Origin of the sequence: Mesorhizobium sp. M7D.F.Ca.US.004.01.2.1 (genome assembly GCF_003997785.1) — a bacterium.
Lineage (GTDB): Bacteria > Pseudomonadota > Alphaproteobacteria > Rhizobiales > Rhizobiaceae > Mesorhizobium > Mesorhizobium loti.
On the sequence record NZ_RZRQ01000477.1, the window covers coordinates 1 to 3,316 of the forward strand.

Genomic DNA, 3,316 nt, shown 5'->3' on the forward strand with positions numbered 1-3,316 from the left:
CGGGAAATCTGTAACGACGCCCGCCATCCCTACACGCAGAAGCTGCTGGCCTGCGATCCCGCGCGTCTGTCGCAGCGTGTGCCCCGCCTGCCGACCATTGCCGGGACCTTGCCGGACCTGCGCCGCCGGCCAAGCGGCTGCGTCTTCCAGCCGCGCTGCGATCGTGCCGACGCCCAATGCCTGACGACGCCTCCCAACGCCCCTATCGGCGGATCTCATATCGCCCATTGCTGGCACGCGGACGTTTCCCTGGGGGCGATGAGCGCATGAGCGAAGACCTGCTCCGTGTCAGCGATCTGCGCGTCTCGTTCCGGGTCGGCGGCCTGTCCGCCAGGCTCGCGGGGCGGGCCACCGAAATCGAAGCGGTCTCAGGCGTCAGCTTCACCCTTCAACGAGGCAGCACCTTCGCGCTGGTCGGCGAATCCGGCTCGGGCAAAACGACGCTGGCGCGCACGCTCAACGGTCTGCAGCCCGTGAGAGCGGGCACGATCCTGTTTGAAGGGCAGGAACTGCAAGGCCTGTCCAACGCCGCCCTGAAGCCGGTGCGGCGGCGCATGCCGATGATGTTCCAGGATCCGGTCGGATCGCTGTCGCCACGGCTCAGCGTGCGGTCGCTGCTGTCGGAGCCTTTCGTCATTCACGGCCTGTCGGATCGCGATCTGAGCGCCGAAGTCACACGGCTTCTTGCGCTGGTCGGGCTGCCGCGAGATTTCGCCGACCGCTACCCGCACCAGCTTTCCGGCGGCCAGGCGCGCCGCGTCGGCGTGGCGCGGGCGATCGCGCTGGACCCCGTGCTGGTCGTCGCCGACGAGCCGACCGCCGGCCTCGACGTCTCCGTGCAGGGAGAGGTGCTGAACCTGCTCAACGATCTGCGCGACCGCATGGGCCTGTCGATGCTGATCATCACCCACAATCTGCACGTCGTGCGGCAGATCGCCGACCGCATGGCGGTGATGTATCTCGGACGCTTCGTCGAGCAGGGCGAAACCGAGGCGATCTTCCGCGCCCCGCACCATCCCTATACGGCAGCACTTCTGTCAGCCAATCCCGAGCCGGACCCAGATCGGGTTCATCAGCGCATCACGCTGCCGGCTGACGTTCCCTCCTTGCTGGCGCGCCCTTCAGGCTGCGAATTCCACACACGCTGCCCGCAGGCCCAGGGCCGTTGCGCGGTGGATGTCCCTGCCCCGGTCGCGGTCGGCAACAGCCGCCTGACCTGCCATTTCCCGTTGAACACGTAAGGATCGTCACTGGCGCAAGTGTCGGCCGGGGCGTTGAGAGGAGCCGTCATGCAAGATATCCGCGTCGTCACCGATTTCCCGCGAAAAATCCGCGAGATCGAGAATTTGTGGATTCCGATGCCGGACGGCGTCAAGCTGGCGGCGCGTGTCTGGCTGCCGGAAGACGCGGAGGCCGACCCGGTGCCGGCGATCCTCGAATATCTGCCCTACCGCAAGCGCGACGGAACGGTGGAGCGCGATGCGCTGACGCATCCCTATTTCGCCGGTCACGGCTATGCCGGCGTGCGGGTCGACATGCGCGGTTCGGGTGACAGCGAAGGGCTGTGCAAGGGTGAGTATCTGAAGCAGGAGCAGGATGACTGCCTGGCGGTCATCGAATGGCTGGCCCGGCAATCCTGGTGCTCGGGAAGCGTCGGCATGATCGGCATCAGCTGGGGCGGCTTCAACGGGCTGCAGGTCGCCGCCCGCCGACCGCCGGCGCTGAAAGCCGTCGTTTCGCTGTGCTCGACCGACGACCGCTATAATGACGACGTGCATTATCTCGGCGGCGCCATGATGTGCGACAATCTGATGTGGGGAACCACCGCCTGGGCGATCGCCATGACCCCGCCGGATCCACTCATCGTCGGCGACCGCTGGCGCGATCTTTGGGAGCAACGGCTTAACGGCAATGGCATCTGGATGCAGGACTGGTTCGAACACCAGCGCCGCGACGATTTCTACAGGCACGGTTCGATCTGCGAGGATTATTCCGACGTCGAAATCCCGGTCTATGCCGTGGGCGGCTGGGCCGACGGCTACCCCAATCCGATCTTCCGGATGCTGGAAAAGCTAAGCGGTCCCCGCAAAGGGCTGATCGGACCCTGGGGCCACAAATATCCGCACTTCGCCATGCCAGGGCCGCGCATCGGCTTCCTGCAGGAGTGCCTGCGCTGGTGGGATCAGTATCTCAAGGGCATCGACACCGGCATTGCCGACGAGCCGATGCTGCGTGCCTGGATCCAGGACCCCGCAAGGCCGGCAGCGATCTACGACGAGCGACCCGGTCGCTGGGTCGCGGAACCGTCGTGGCCGGGGCCCGGCGTCGGCGAAAAGGTGCTGAACCTTGCCCCGCATGTGCTGAGCGAGGCCAGGGGCGAAGATACGATCCTGGAGATTTCGTCGCCGCAGACAGCCGGCCTGTCTTCCGGCGCCTGGTGCGGCTATGGCGTGATGCCGACCTTGCCTGTCGACCAGCGCACGGAAGAAGGCAATGCCCTGATCTTCGAGACGGCGCCCTTGACCGAAGCGGTCGAGATCCTTGGCTTCCCCGAATTCGAGGTCAGGCTGGCCTCCGACAAGCCCGTCGCGCTCCTCTCCGCCACTCTGTCGCAGGTGTTCGCGGACGGTGCTGCCGCGCGCGTCAGCTACGGCATCCTCAACCTCAGCCACCGCAACGGCGATCTGGACATCGCGCCCATGGTGCCGGGCCAGGCGGAGACGGTCCGCATCAAGCTGCGCTGCTGCGGGCAGCGTTTCGAGGTCGGCGAGCGTATCCGGCTGGCATTGGCGACATCCCACTGGCCGATCGTCTTCCCGACCGCCGAGCAGGCGATGTTGTCGATCCATTGCGGCGACAGCCGGCTGATCCTGCCGGTGCGCCCACCGCAGCCGCTGGACGACACGCTGGCGGCCTTCCCCGGCCCGGAAAGCGCCAGGCCGATGGAGCAAGAGGTGCTGGCCAAGGGCGACGGCTTCCAGCGCTCGGTGTCGACGGACCAGGTCACTGGCGAAACCGTCTATCAAGTGGTCAATGATGGCGGCACGGTGCTGCATCCGCATACCGGAATGGTCCTTTCGGCGAGGCACGTCGACCGGTTCACCATCCACCCGGACGATCCGAATTCGGCGGTTGGTACCTGCACCTGGGACAAGTCCTATGGCCGTGGCGACTGGCAGGCGCGGCTTTCGGTAAAGGCGACGGTGCACGCGCTGCGCGATGTCTGGCGGATCGAGACCCACATCACGGCCCATGATGGCGATGAATTGATCGTCGACCGTGCCGAGGTCAGGGAGTATCCGCGCGACCTCAACTG

Annotated in this window: 3 protein-coding genes; all 3 read left to right on the forward strand. The window is 66.1% G+C overall.

Annotated elements, in window-relative coordinates; genetic code table 11:
• A partial coding sequence (locus tag EN993_RS33270; protein WP_348630449.1) for an oligopeptide/dipeptide ABC transporter ATP-binding protein occupies window positions 1-270 on the forward strand: 270 nt, incomplete at its 5' end.
• Window positions 267-1,241: an oligopeptide/dipeptide ABC transporter ATP-binding protein gene (locus EN993_RS33275; RefSeq protein WP_127265996.1), complete on the forward strand. Its 975-nt coding sequence runs from the start codon at window positions 267-269 to the stop codon at window positions 1,239-1,241. The genes EN993_RS33270 and EN993_RS33275, both read left to right, overlap by 4 nt.
• 48 nt (window positions 1,242-1,289) lie before the next feature.
• On the forward strand, window positions 1,290-3,316 hold a 2,027-nt coding region (locus EN993_RS33280), incomplete at its 3' end, for a CocE/NonD family hydrolase (protein WP_127265997.1).